The sequence below is a fragment of the Rathayibacter tanaceti genome (genome assembly GCF_001634385.1).
GTDB classification, from domain to species: domain Bacteria; phylum Actinomycetota; class Actinomycetes; order Actinomycetales; family Microbacteriaceae; genus Rathayibacter; species Rathayibacter tanaceti.
This window is the reverse complement of the sequence record NZ_LIIN01000098.1, coordinates 1-11,533: the sequence shown is the minus strand read 5'-3', so window position 1 is coordinate 11,533 and position 11,533 is coordinate 1. Positions and strand designations below refer to the sequence as shown.

Below are 11,533 nucleotides of genomic sequence, written 5' to 3'. Positions count from 1 at the left end.
CGGCCCGGCGCCCCCGCCTGCCCGCCCGAGGGCGACGCCGGCACCGGCATGGTGGCCACGAACTCCGTCGCCCCGCGCACCGGTAGTGTCAGCGCCGGCACCAGCATCTTCGCGATGGTCGTCCTCGAGCGGCCCCTCGAGAGCGTGCACCACGAGCTCGACCTGGTCGCGACCCCCGCGGGCGACCTCGTCGCGATGGTGCACTGCAACAACGGCGCCAGCGAGCTCGCCGGCTGGGTCGGCCTCTTCTCCCGGTTCGCTGCGGCCTCGGGCGGACCCTCTGACAGCGACGCCGTCTACGGCACCCTCTTCGCCGAGGCGCTCGAGGGCGAGGCCGACGCGGGCGGACTGCTCGCCTACAACCACCTCGCGGGCGAGCCGATCGCTGGCCTGGTCGAGGGCCGCCCGCTGGTCGTGCGCACTCCCGACTCGCGTCTCACGCTCGCCAACTTCATGCGCGCCCAGCTCTACGGGGTGTTCGGCACGCTCGCGCTGGGCATGCGGGTCCTCGCCGGCGAGGGCGTCCGGATCGACGAGATGTTCGCGCACGGCGGCATGTTCCGCACCGCCGGAGTCGCCCAGCGCTTCCTCGCGGGCGCGCTCGACGCGCCCGTGTCCGTCGCCGCGACCGCCTCCGAGGGAGGCCCGTGGGGCATGGCCGTGCTCGCCGCCTACCGCCTGCAGAGCGGAGTCGCGCTCGACGAGTACCTCACCGGCCAGGTCTTCGGCGACGCCGGCTTCGAGACCGTCGCGCCCGACGCCGGCGACGTCGCCGGCTTCTCCGCCTACCTCGAGCGCTACCGCGCCGGCCTCGCCGTCGAGCAGGCCGCCGTCGAGACCCTCACCGACCCGCAGAACCAGGGAGCGACCGCATGACCACTCACACCGCCGCCACCGAGGAGGCGATCGCCCGCGTCCGCGAGGACGTCGCCCGCCTCCACGCCGAGCTGGTCCGCTACGGCCTCGTGATCTGGACCGGCGGCAACATCTCGGGCCGCGTGCCCGGCGCCGACCTGTTCGTGATCAAGCCCAGCGGCGTCTCGTACGACGAGCTCGCCCCCGAGAACATGATCCTCTGCGACCTCGACGGCACCGTCGTCCCCGGGACGCCCGGCAGCGACCGCAGCCCCTCCAGCGACACCGCCGCACACGCCTACGTGTACCGCGAGATGCCCGAGGTCGGCGGAGTCGTGCACACGCACTCGACCTACGCCACCGCGTGGGCGGCCCGCGCCGAGCCGATCCCCTGCGTCATCACGGCGATGGCGGACGAGTTCGGCGGCGAGATCCCGATCGGCCCGTTCGCGATCATCGGCGACGACTCCATCGGCCGCGGCATCGTCGCGACACTCTCGGGGCACCGCTCGCGCGCGGTCCTGATGCAGAACCACGGAGTCTTCACCATCGGCAAGGACGCGAAGGACGCCGTGAAGGCGGCCGTCATGGCCGAGGACGTCGCCCGCACCGTGCACCTCGCGCGGCAGGGCGGCGAACTCGTCCCCCTCCCGCAGGAGTCGATCGACGCCCTGTTCGACCGCTACCAGAACGTCTACGGACAGAACCCCACCGGAGCCATCGCATGAGCACGACCAGCAGCCCTCGATCGGGCAGCATCATCCCCGACCTCGCCACCCGCACCGTCTGGTTCCTCACCGGCAGCCAGGACCTCTACGGCGAGGACACCCTCCGCCAGGTCGCCGAGCAGTCGCAGGCCGTCGTCGCGCAGCTGAACGAGGCGAGCGCGATCCCGGTGACCATCGAGTGGAAGCCGGTGCTGAAGAGCTCCGAGGCGATCCGCCGCACCATGATCGAGGCGAACTCCGACGACTCCGTGGTGGGCGTCATCACCTGGATGCACACCTTCAGCCCCTCGAAGATGTGGATCCACGGCTTCGACGCGCTCGCCAAGCCGCTGCTGCACTTCCACACCCAGGCGAACGTCGCCCTGCCGTGGCAGGACATCGACTTCGACTTCATGAACCTCAACCAGGCCGCGCACGGCGACCGGGAGCACGGCTACATCCTCAGCCGGATGAGCGTGCCCCGGAAGACCGTCGTCGGCCACGCCAGCGACGCCCGGGTCACGGAGTCGATCGGCATCTGGTCGCGCGCCGCCTCGGGCTGGGCCGCCTCGCAGAGCATGAAGGTCGCGCGCTTCGGCGACAACATGCGCAACGTCGCCGTCACCGAGGGCGACAAGACCGAGGCCGAGATCCGCCTGGGCGTCAGCGTCAACACGTGGGGCGTCAACGAGCTCGTCGAGCGCGTGGATGCTGCGACGGCCGCCGACATCGATGCGCTCGTCGCCGAGTACGTCGAGAGCTACGACGTGGCACCCGAGCTGCTCCCCGGCGGCGAGCGCCACGAGTCGCTCCGCTACGGCGCCGCGGTCGAGATCGGCCTGCGCGCGTTCCTCGAGGAGGGCGGCTTCGAGGCGTTCACCGACAACTTCGAGGACCTCGGCGGTCTGCGCCAGCTCCCCGGCCTGGCCGTGCAGCGCCTGATGGCAGACGGCTACGGCTTCGGCGGCGAGGGCGACTGGAAGACGGCCGTCCTCATCCGCATCGCCGCCGTGATGGGCGCCGGCCTGCCCGGCGGCACCAGCCTGATGGAGGACTACACCTACGACATGACGCCCGGCGAGGAGCTCATCCTCGGCGCGCACATGCTCGAGGTCTCGCCGTCCCTGTCCTCCGAGCGCGCCTCGCTCGAGATCCACCCGCTGGGCATCGGCGGCCGCGAGGACCCGGTGCGCCTGGTCTTCACCGCGGATGCGGGCCCTGCCGTCGTCGTCGCGCTGAGCGACGTGCGCGAACGCTTCCGCCTGGTGGCGAACACGGTGCAGAACGTCGAGCCCCCCGAAACGCTCCCGCACCTCCCCGTCGGCCGCGCCGTCTGGCAGCCCGCTCCGGACTTCGGCACGAGCGCTGCGGCCTGGATCACCGCCGGCGCTGCGCACCACACGGTCATGACGACCCAGATCGGCCTGGAGGCGTGGGAGGACTTCGCCCGCATCGCCGGTGTCGAGCTGCTGGTGATCGACGAGTCGACCACGCTGCGCGGCTTCGAGGCCGACATCCGCTCCAACGCGGCGTACTACCGCCTGTCGCAGGGCCTGTAGGGCCTGCGACCCGAACGCCGGCTCCTGCGGGGCCGGCCGTTCGTCGTTCCCTGGCCCGACAGTCGCGCCGCGGATCAGCCGGGACGCCGTGCCCCGCTGCTTCGCGGCTTACGAGGCGGCCGAGGGCAGGCCTCCCGTCGGCGTTGTCTCGTGCACCGGTCTGGGCTGGACGAGCTACGCCCTGGAGGCGCGGCGGCGCGGAGTCCTCGAGCGCCGCCCCCTGTTCACGGCGCTCGGTCGACGCCACGTGGTCGGGGCCGACGGGACGACGACCAGCAGCGACACCGTGCTCCGACCGCAGGCGCGAGCCGACGGCCGCGTGCACCTCATCGGCTACGGCGCGTCGCAGTCGACGGTCGGAGCCGACCGGGCCGGCCGGGCCACGGCGGCAGCGCTGATCCGGCGGCTCGATCGGGACTGAGCACTCAGACGAGCTCGTCGTCGAGAGCCCGCCCCGATCGGAGCGTTCGATCGAGCCGCACGGACTGCACCAGGACGCCTCATCCACTCCCACCGGGCCTTCTCGCAGACCAGCACCGAGGATCGCCCGGGAGCCGACGACGCGGCGGCTCCGCGACCCGGAGTCGCTGTCAGGGCAGCTGCGCCGCGGCCACGACCGCGGCGCCCGGCTCCGGGAGTCGACGTCGAGCTTCTTGAAGATGCTCGCCAGGTGGAACTTCACCGTCGACTCCGAGACGGTCAGCGCCCGCGCGATGTCGCGGTTGCGGCTGCCCCGCAGGAGGTGCTGGGCGACGTCGAGCTCGCGCTGACTGAGGGCGGCGAGCGGATCGGTCCGCGGAGTCGGCTGAGCGGTGATCGGAACCGAAACGACGACCGTCGTGCCCCAGTCGGGCACAGCGTCGACGTCGAGCCGGGCGCCCACCGCGGTCAGCCGCTCCTGCACACGGGAGGAGTCGAAGGCTTCGCGCGCGAGCGCACCCGGGCCGTCGTCGCGCACCGTGGCCACGAGATCGGCGTCCGTCAGCCGCCAGCCGACGTGGATCCGGCGGAGTCCGGACTGCTCCTCGAGCATCGTCTGCACGATGGTCCTGACACTCGCCCGCGCCGTCGCGGCGACGTCCGCCGGCAGCGATCTGCCCGACGCGTCGTCGTCGCGCAGCGGGCTGACGTCGAGGCGCACGCCCCGCGGTCCGGTCATGCGCAGGAGGGAGGCGGTCAGCGACGAGGACGCCTCGGCCGCACTCTCCTCGGCGAGGATCCGGTCGAGCTCGAGCCGCGACCTCAGCTCCACGAGACCGCTGACGGCGACATCGAGCGTGCGCCTCCTCGCTTCGGCGTCGGCCAGCGTGCGATCGCGCAGGACGGCGACGAGCGCAGTCAGCAGCACCGAGTGCGCGTCTCCGAGCTCGGCCAGCGCGACGGCGCGGGCTGAGGCCGCCGCACGCGAGATGGCGAGCCACTCCGGCGCCGCCTCGTTCCGCAGGCCGTCGCGGTGCGCGGTGACCACCTCCCAGAGCCCTACGGCCGCCCGGATGTCGTCGGGGTCGATCGGCTCCTCGTCCGTCCGGATCAGGACGAGCAGGGCGCGCTGCTCGCCGGTGCCGCTGACCAGAGCCAGCACGGGCACCTCGACGTTCGCGACCACCGCCCGCCCGAGCCACGCACCCGGCGACCCGGCCCTCTCGCCGATCCCGGTCATGTCGGCGACGCTGATCGATGAGCCCGGCGCGCCGGGCGAGGCGCCGAGGCTCTTGAAGGGAGCGAACGGGCAGTTGGCCGCCAGCTGGGCGATCACGCTGTGCGGGACGGCGTCGGCGAGCAGCGCGGAGAGCCGCGCCTGCGTCTCGGTCAGGGGAGCCCGGAGAACCTCCACGGAGGACATCAGATCCATGACTCCGACGGTAGACCGCCGCCCGTCCGGGCGGCAGTGCAAGGACTGACCGTTCGGCCAGGATGCTCCGACCCTTCGGCCAGTCCGGCCGGAGTCGAGCCGCGGCAGGCTGGAGGGAGAAGAGCAACGAGGACGGGAGCCCCCATGAAAGCAGTGCTGTACACCGAGTTCGGCGACACGGACGTTCTGCAGGTGCAGGACGTCGACGCCCCGCACGCCGGCGCCGGGCAGATCCGCCTCCGGGTCGTCTCGGCGGGGATGAACCCGGTCGACGTCAAGATCCGCCACGGCTGGATGGCAGACATGGCTTCGCAGCTGCCCGCCACTCCGGGCCTGGAAGCCGCCGGGATCGTCGACGAGGTCGGCGAGGGCGTGCACGGAGTCGCGGTCGCGACGCCGTGCTGGCGCCGACCGTCACCGGCTCGTACGCCGAGCACGCGATCGCCGACGACTGGGCGCTGAAGCCGGCCGGCCTGAGCTGGGACACGGCCGCGGCCCTCCCCGTGGGACTCGAGACGGCCGATCGGGTGCTGGAGGAGCTCGCCGTCACCGCCGGAGAGACGCTGGTCGTCCACGGCGCCTCCGGGATCGTCGGAGCCTTCACCGCGCAGCTCGCGCTCCGTCGCGGCGCGACCGTCGTGGGCACCGCCTCCGAGAAGAACCACGACTTCCTGCGGTCGCTGGGGGTCGTGCCGGTCGCCTACGGTCCCGGGCAGGCCGAGCGGATCTCGGCCGTGACCCCGAACGGCATCGACGCGATCGCCGACATCACGGGCCGTTCTGTGCTGGAGCTCTCGATCGAGCTGCTCGGCGGCACGAAGCGGTTGGTGACGGTGAGCGATCCGCGCGCGTTCGAACTGGGAGTCGTCTTCTCGGGGCAGAACCGCCGCTTCGGAACCTCGCTCGCGCGGTACGCCGCCCTGGTGGAGGCGGGCGAGCTCACCGTCCGCGTCGCCGCCGGATTCCCGCTCGCCGCGGTGCACGAGGCGAGCGCCCTCGTCGAGACCGGCCGCTCGGACGGCAAGGTCCTCCTCCACCCGTAGCCCGCAGCTCCCCCGCACCATCACCACCACCAGAAAGAAGAGAAGGACCCCATGCTCCAGATCGCCACTCTCGACAGCTCCACCCCGATCTCGCTCCAGCACGAGGTCGAGACCGGCCCCGTCACCATCATCAACACCTTCGTCGCCCCGGAGGGCGCGGAGGAGGAGGTGCTGGCCGCGTGGGCCGCCGACGCCGAGTACATGAAGCGGACCGGGAACCTCCTGGCCGTGCAGCTCTACCGCGGCATCGCCGGGAGCCGGCTCTTCACGAACGTCGCCGTATGGGCGTCGCCCGCCGCCCTCAAGGCCGCTGCCCGGACCGATGAGTTCGCAGCGCACGCCGCCGCCTACCCGGACGGCACGCTCGCCTACCCGCACCTCTACCAGAAGGTGGCGGTCGAGGGCATCTGCGCCGGCGAGTGACACGACACGAGGGGCCCGCCCGTCCTCGCCGAGATCGGCGGGCGGGCGGGCCCCTCGTGCATCGGGCCCCGCGGGAGGCTCAGGCCGTGTAGCGCTGAGCCAGGGTCGGCCGGATGTTGCCCGAGGTGATCCCCTGCTCCGACTCGGCGAGTCGCTCCAGCAGACCGACGTCCTCGAGTCCGGGCAGGCAGATGACCTCGCCCCGCTCGAAGCCGGCCAGAGCCGCCACGGCGACGTCCTCGGGAGTCATCGCCGCAGGCACGACGGAGGCCCCGCCGTTCCACTCCGACGAGACCAGGCCGGGGCAGACGACCGTCGCGCGCACCCCGGTGCCCGCGAGCTCGCCGGCGAGCACGCGGGTGAACGCCACGATGCCCGCCTTGGCCGCCACGTAAAGGGCCCGCTGCGGCAGCCCTCGGCGCGCGGGGCGGTTGCGATCCCGGCGCTGAACGCCAGAGTCGAGGCGACGGTGATGATGCCGCCGCGGGAGCGCTCGAGCATCCCCGGCAGCACCGCCCGGGTGAGGAGCGGCGTGGCGTCGGCGTTCAACGTCCACGCGCGGCGGAGCGCCTCCGGGTCGAGTTCGGCGAAGGGACCGTAGGCGCTGACGCCGGCGTTGGAGACGAGGAGATCCACGTCGCCCGCTCCTGCGCGGGCGACGACGCGCTCGAGTCCGGCGGGGTCGGAGAGGTCCTCGGCGAGGATCTCGGTCGTGGCACCGAGGGCGGCGAAGCGCTCCTGGAGCTCGAGCAGTCGCTCCTGGCGACGGGCGACGAGGACGAGGTCGTGGCCGTCGGCGGCGAGGTCGGCGGCGAGGGCGGCACCGATGCCGCTGCTGGCACCGGTCACGAGGGCGAGAGGTCTGGTCATTACGACTCCTAATGTCATTGAGTGGTATCAAGCACTTTATACCACTCAATGGATGTATCCTGGGTGGATGGTTGCAGATCAGCGTGCCGACGCACGCGCCGCGGATCGTGTGGTGTGGGCACTCCGCAGGGCGGAGCTCGCGGTGCAGGCCGAGAAGGAGCGGGGGCTGCGCCCGCTCGGTCTCGCCGCAGCGCACTACACGTTCCTGGCGACGCTCGCGGCCGACGCGGGGCTCACCGGAGCCGAACTGGCCCGGCGCATCGGCGTCACCCCGCAGGCGGTCGCCTCACTCCTCACCCGGCTGGAGGCGCGCGGCCTCGTCGAGCGCCGGTCGCACCCTCGCCACAGCCACGTCCACGAGCTGCATCTCACCGCGCCCGGGCACGCCGCTCTGGCCGAGGCGGACAGGGCGATCGACGCCGTCGAGCAGAAGGTCGTCCGCCTCCTCGGAGCCGACGGCGCGGAGCAGCTGCGCGGCGGGCTCGAGACCCTCGCCGCGGGCATCGGAGCGGACCGGCCGGAACCCGCCGCGGACTAAACGCGCGGGGACTCGGCGCGCGCCAGCAGCGCGTCACGAACGACCGGATCCGCGAGCGACGCGTCGAGCGCGTCGCGTCGGCGCAGGAGCTCGTCAGCCCGAGCCTCCATCTCGTCGCGGAGCTCGCCGACCCGGTCTCGCACCGCCTCGCAGCTCCCCGAGAGGCCCCGGTTCTCGCAGGCGATCACGTCGGCGATCACCGCGGTCGAGAAGCCCAGGCCCAGGAGGGACTTGATGGTCGCGACGACGGCGACCGTCTCTTCGCGGTAGTCGCGATAGCCGTTCGCCCGGCGCTCCGACGAGATCAGGCCCAGCCCCTCGTAGTACCGGAGCGACCGAGTGCTGGCGCCCGTGCGCTGGGCGATCTCGCCGATCTTCATGATTCCCCTTGACCTTCACTCTGATGTCAAGGTTTAGCGTACATCACGCGGCGATCGACGCCGCAAGAACGGATCCCCCATGAACCCCGACGCCCTCACCCCGCGCCCGCAGCCCCGAGCCTGCGGAGCCGCCTCCTCGCCACCGTCATCGGCCTCTCCGGGACCCGCGAGAAGCAGTTCGACCCCTCGCGCTTCACCGGCACGCCGTCGACCCCGGCGCAGTACGGACCGCCGCGCTCGGTCCGCCGCAGCACCCGCGTCACCGAGACCGAGGTCGGCGGATGGCCGGTGCTGCGGATCTCGCCGCCCGCCGAGACGGCGGGCCCGGTCCTCTACCTCCACGGAGGCGCGTGGGCGGCCGAGATCCGCGCCGGCCACTGGACGTTCCTCGCCACGCTCGCCCGGCTGACGGGGCGCGCCTTCGTCGTGCCGATCTACCCGCTCGTCCCGCGGGCGACGCACGCCGATCACCTCCCCGTCCTCACCTCGCTCTGGAGCTCGATCACGGCGACCTCGCCGGCCGCGCTCATGGGCGACTCCGCCGGTGCGACGATCGCCCTCAACCTCCTGCGCGCCCTCCCCGAGGGGGCTGCCAGGCCCGAATCGACGATCCTCCTCTCGCCGACGCTGGACCTGACCGTCTCGCATCCCGGGATCGCTGCGGTCGCCCCGCGGGACCCCCTGCTGAAGGCCGAGCACCTGCGAGCACTCGCCGCGCTCTACGCGGGCGAGGACGGCGTGAACAGCCCGGCCGTCAATCCGATGGCCTCCGACCTCGCGGGACTGGGCAGCGTGACGGTGTTCACGGGCACCCGTGACATCCTCAACCCGGACGCCCACCGGTTCGCGGAGCGGGCGGCCACCGCCCCCGGCACGAGCGTCGACGTCATCGAGAGCCCCGGGATGATGCACGACTGGATGCTGATGCCCCTCCCTGAAGCCGCCGCGACGACGACGCGCATCGCCTCCCTCCTGACCGCCTGAGCGGAGACGGGACGAGCAGTCGTTCACAGTCGCCACCCATATCGCTGAGTATCGTTCGCAGAAACAGGAGGTCATCATGAACGGTTCGTCCTCGACCGGTGCGTTCGGCACCGGCACGCCCATCGAGAGCATCTGGCGCGCGATGGAGCAGGCCCGCTCCCGCGTCGAGAAGCGCGTCGGCTCCAGAGTCGGCCGCGGCGACGTGCGCTCGGCCGTGCTCGCGCTGCTCGCCGAGCAGCCGATGCACGGCTACCAGATCATCCACGAGATCGAAGAGCGCAGCGGCGGCGGCTGGAAGCCGAGCCCCGGCTCCGTCTACCCCACCCTGCAGCTGCTCGCCGACGAGGGCCTCATCTCGGCCGACGAGTCGAACGGCCGCAAGACCTACACGCTGACCGACGCCGGTCGCGCCGCGGTCGCCGAGCACGGCGCCTCGGCACCGTGGGACGACTCCGACCACGTCGACTTCGGTGCGCTGCCCAAGGCGGGGCTCGACCTCGCCCAGGCCGCGGCGCAGGTCGGCCGCTCCGGTACCCCCGACCAGATCCGGCAGGCCGTCTCCGAACTCGAGGACGTGCGCCGCCGCCTGTACGCGATCCTCGCGCAGGACTGACCCGGGTGGCCTCGGTCAGCCCGGGTCCTGCCGCCCCGGGCCACCGAGCACGGGAGGACCGGCGGCGCTACCGCCGGATCCTCCGCTTCGCCGCGTGGCACCTCGCGGTGACCTGGTTCTTCGATCTGCTGCTCCCCCGTGTCGGTCTCTCGCGTGTCGGTCTGCGCACCCGTCCGGGCCGGATGCGGCGGTTCGCGCGCAGCTTCCACGTGCTGGCTGTCGATCTGGGCGGGCTGATGATCAAGGTCGGCCAGTTCATGTCGTCGCGCCTGGACGTGCTGCCGCCCGAGATCACCCGCGAGCTGGAGGGACTCCAGGACGAGGTGCCGCCCGTGCCGTTCCCGCGCATCCGCGCCCTGGCCGAGGCAGAGCTGGGGATGCCGCTCGAGCGGGCGTACGCGGGAGTCGAGGAGTCGCCCGTCGCCGCGGCCTCGCTCGGCCAGGCGCACCGCGCGCGCCTCTCCCCCTCCGACACCGCCGACACCGGACACACGACCGCGATCCTCAAGGTGCAGCGGCCGGGGATCGACGCGATCGTCGAGGTCGATCTCGCCGCGCTCCGCCGCGTCGGCGGCTGGCTCAGCCACGTGCGCCTGGTGTCCGACCGGGTCGACGCCCCCGCCCTGGTCGAGGAGTTCGCGGCGACCAGCCTCGAAGAGATCGACTACCTCCAGGAGGCGGCGAACTCCGTCCGCTTCGCCGGCGACTTCGCGGGCGACGCCCGGGTCGCCGTGCCCGACGTGGTGTGGGAGCGCTCGACCCGCAAGGTGCTCACACTCCAGGACGTGACGGCGATCAAGATCACCGATCACGCCGCGCTCATCGCCGCAGGCATCGACCCGCGCGAGGTCGCTCCCGTCTTCGCCGCGGTGATGTTCGACCAGCTCTTCACGAACGGGTACTTCCACGCGGATCCGCATCCCGGCAACGTCTTCGTGACTCCGACACCTGACGCCGAACTGCCCTGGCGGCTGACCTTCATCGACTTCGGGATGATGGGCGAGGTGCCGCCGACGACGCGGGCGGGCCTGCGGCGGATGCTGATCGCCGCCGCGTCCCGCGACGGCAAGGGGCTCGTCGACGCCGCCCGCGCGGTGGGCGTCCTCCTCCCCTCCGCCGACTCCCGCGAGCTCGAGCGGGCGCTGACGCAGCTGTTCGCCCGGTTCGGCGGAATGGGCTTCGCGGAGCTGCGGGAGGTGGATCCGCGCGAGTTCCGCGATTTCGCCGTGCAGTTCGGTGACGTCGTGCGCTCGCTCCCGTTCCAGCTGCCCGAGAACTTCCTGCTCGTGATCCGTGCGATGTCGCTGACCTCGGGCGTGTGCAGCGCGCTCGACCCGGCCTTCAACCTGTGGGACTCGGTCGAGCCCTACGCTCAGCAGCTGATCCGGGAGGAGCGCGGCTCGGTCGCGCAGGACATCGGCAAGCAGGCCGTCGACACCCTCGGCCTGCTCTGGCGCCTGCCGCGGAAGCTCGACGAGCTGACCACGCGGCTCGACGACGGCACGCTCGCCGTGACGGTCCCCACGGTCGAGCGCCGGCTCCTCCGCATCGAGGGCACGGTCAGGCGCATCGTCTCAGCCGTTCTGTTCGCAGGCCTGCTCGTCGCGGGAGCCGTCGTGCGCCCGGACGACGGCGTGCTCGGCGCGCTGCTGATGGGCGCCTCGGTGCTGCCGCTGCTGCACGCGCTGCTGGCGCGCGGCCCGCGCTGA

At 72.4% G+C, this 11,533-nt stretch carries 12 protein-coding genes and 2 pseudogenes; 10 read left to right on the top strand and 4 right to left on the bottom strand.

The window, feature by feature from the left end; genetic code table 11:
* From ACH61_RS11500 to araA, 3 genes are all read left to right on the top strand, one after another.
* The coding region (locus ACH61_RS11500; RefSeq protein WP_269085074.1) for an FGGY-family carbohydrate kinase at positions 1-876 on the top strand (876 nt) is incomplete at its 5' end.
* Positions 873-1,583, top strand: coding sequence for an L-ribulose-5-phosphate 4-epimerase (locus ACH61_RS11495; protein ID WP_068212204.1), 711 nt, complete (start codon positions 873-875; stop codon positions 1,581-1,583). The genes ACH61_RS11500 and ACH61_RS11495, both read left to right, overlap by 4 nt.
* A complete protein-coding gene (gene araA / locus ACH61_RS11490) occupies positions 1,580-3,121 on the top strand; it encodes an L-arabinose isomerase (protein ID WP_068212203.1) in 1,542 nt (513 codons plus the stop codon). Before ACH61_RS11495 ends, araA begins: the two co-directional genes overlap by 4 nt.
* Before the next feature lie 634 nt (positions 3,122-3,755).
* Here araA and ACH61_RS18465 read toward each other — a convergent pair.
* A pseudogene (locus tag ACH61_RS18465) lies at positions 3,756-4,154 on the bottom strand (helix-turn-helix transcriptional regulator); the annotation flags it as partial.
* A gap of 963 nt (positions 4,155-5,117) precedes the next feature.
* Between ACH61_RS18465 and ACH61_RS17960 the strand changes: the two are divergent.
* From ACH61_RS17960 to ACH61_RS11480, 3 genes are read left to right on the top strand one after another with little or no spacing between them, the layout of a single operon-like run.
* Positions 5,118-5,435, top strand: a complete 318-nt coding sequence (locus ACH61_RS17960; RefSeq protein WP_201787603.1) for an alcohol dehydrogenase catalytic domain-containing protein — start codon at positions 5,118-5,120, stop codon at positions 5,433-5,435.
* Positions 5,372-6,016: a zinc-binding dehydrogenase gene (locus ACH61_RS11485; protein ID WP_201787602.1), complete on the top strand. Its 645-nt coding sequence runs from the start codon at positions 5,372-5,374 to the stop codon at positions 6,014-6,016. The genes ACH61_RS17960 and ACH61_RS11485 overlap by 64 nt, the downstream gene beginning before the upstream one ends.
* A gap of 51 nt (positions 6,017-6,067) precedes the next feature.
* Positions 6,068-6,439: an antibiotic biosynthesis monooxygenase family protein gene (locus tag ACH61_RS11480; protein ID WP_068212202.1), complete on the top strand. Its 372-nt coding sequence runs from the start codon at positions 6,068-6,070 to the stop codon at positions 6,437-6,439.
* A gap of 79 nt (positions 6,440-6,518) precedes the next feature.
* Here ACH61_RS11480 and ACH61_RS17955 read toward each other — a convergent pair whose 3' ends face one another.
* Together ACH61_RS17955 and ACH61_RS11475 are read right to left on the bottom strand one after the other, a co-directional pair.
* The gene (locus tag ACH61_RS17955) at positions 6,519-6,689 is read right to left on the bottom strand and encodes a hypothetical protein (RefSeq protein ID WP_201787604.1); all 171 of its coding nucleotides are present in this window, start codon (positions 6,687-6,689) and stop codon (positions 6,519-6,521) included.
* Positions 6,690-6,898: 209 nt separating this feature from the next.
* Positions 6,899-7,309, bottom strand: a pseudogene (locus tag ACH61_RS11475) (SDR family NAD(P)-dependent oxidoreductase); the annotation flags it as partial.
* A 67-nt stretch (positions 7,310-7,376) separates the two neighbouring features.
* On the opposite strand from ACH61_RS11475, the gene ACH61_RS11470 reads away from it, so the two are divergent.
* Positions 7,377-7,847: a MarR family winged helix-turn-helix transcriptional regulator gene (locus ACH61_RS11470; RefSeq protein WP_068212201.1), complete on the top strand. Its 471-nt coding sequence runs from the start codon at positions 7,377-7,379 to the stop codon at positions 7,845-7,847.
* Here the strand turns inward: ACH61_RS11470 and ACH61_RS11465 are convergent.
* Positions 7,844-8,227: a MerR family transcriptional regulator gene (locus ACH61_RS11465; protein ID WP_068212200.1), complete on the bottom strand. Its 384-nt coding sequence runs from the start codon at positions 8,225-8,227 to the stop codon at positions 7,844-7,846. The genes ACH61_RS11470 and ACH61_RS11465 overlap by 4 nt on opposite strands.
* A 288-nt stretch (positions 8,228-8,515) precedes the next feature.
* Here ACH61_RS11465 and ACH61_RS11460 point away from each other — a divergent pair, with 288 nt between their 5' ends.
* From ACH61_RS11460 to ACH61_RS11450, 3 genes are all read left to right on the top strand, one after another.
* Positions 8,516-9,211, top strand: a complete 696-nt coding sequence (locus tag ACH61_RS11460) for an alpha/beta hydrolase fold domain-containing protein (RefSeq protein WP_161489658.1) — start codon at positions 8,516-8,518, stop codon at positions 9,209-9,211.
* A 76-nt stretch (positions 9,212-9,287) separates the two neighbouring features.
* Positions 9,288-9,824, top strand: a complete 537-nt coding sequence (locus tag ACH61_RS11455; protein WP_068212198.1) for a PadR family transcriptional regulator — start codon at positions 9,288-9,290, stop codon at positions 9,822-9,824.
* Positions 9,825-9,829: 5 nt separating this feature from the next.
* Positions 9,830-11,533, top strand: coding sequence for an ABC1 kinase family protein (locus ACH61_RS11450; protein WP_068212197.1), 1,704 nt, complete (start codon positions 9,830-9,832; stop codon positions 11,531-11,533).

Coding starts and splice junctions, on each gene's coding strand:
- ACH61_RS17960 (WP_201787603.1), top strand. CDS start 5,118: ATGAAAGCAGTGCTGTACACCGAGTTCGGCGACACGGACGTTCTGCAG.
- araA (WP_068212203.1), top strand. CDS start 1,580: ATGAGCACGACCAGCAGCCCTCGATCGGGCAGCATCATCCCCGACCTC.
- ACH61_RS11495 (WP_068212204.1), top strand. CDS start 873: ATGACCACTCACACCGCCGCCACCGAGGAGGCGATCGCCCGCGTCCGC.
- ACH61_RS11455 (WP_068212198.1), top strand. CDS start 9,288: ATGAACGGTTCGTCCTCGACCGGTGCGTTCGGCACCGGCACGCCCATC.
- ACH61_RS17955 (WP_201787604.1), bottom strand. CDS start 6,689: ATGACTCCCGAGGACGTCGCCGTGGCGGCTCTGGCCGGCTTCGAGCGG.
- ACH61_RS11480 (WP_068212202.1), top strand. CDS start 6,068: ATGCTCCAGATCGCCACTCTCGACAGCTCCACCCCGATCTCGCTCCAG.
- ACH61_RS11465 (WP_068212200.1), bottom strand. CDS start 8,227: ATGAAGATCGGCGAGATCGCCCAGCGCACGGGCGCCAGCACTCGGTCG.
- ACH61_RS11470 (WP_068212201.1), top strand. CDS start 7,377: ATGGTTGCAGATCAGCGTGCCGACGCACGCGCCGCGGATCGTGTGGTG.